Below are 303 nucleotides of genomic sequence, written 5' to 3' on the forward strand. Positions count from 1 at the left end.
GCGAGCGCCGTTTCGATCTTCTCCAACCCGCCAATACCGAAATAACTGTCATCGATAGACTTGTACGGAATGTGAAAGACCGGGATGTGCGGGAGGAACGTTTCTTCGTGATCTTCTTCGCGACCCGTCGACACCTCTTCGCCTATAGTGAAAACGCTGATTGGGGCGCCGCCGGAAACATCGACGCCATTCTGATAAAGTCTGTATCGCGTATAGAAGATATGGCCCGGTATATGACGCTCTACGTTTAAGAAAGGAATTTCCGTCTGCTCCGTCTCTACCCATTCGACTTGGGCTATATTG

General features: G+C 50.5%; 1 protein-coding gene. It reads left to right on the forward strand.

Annotation, left to right across the window (positions count from 1 at the left end; all coding sequences use genetic code 11):
* A partial coding sequence (locus tag SB660_RS19715) for a hypothetical protein (RefSeq protein WP_410583951.1) occupies positions 1–251 on the forward strand: 251 nt, incomplete at its 5' end.
* Between the last annotated feature and the right edge of the window lie 52 nt (positions 252–303).

Origin of the sequence: Bacillus sp. SIMBA_005 (genome assembly GCF_046535585.1) — a bacterium.
Lineage (GTDB): Bacteria > Bacillota > Bacilli > Bacillales > Bacillaceae > Bacillus > Bacillus pumilus.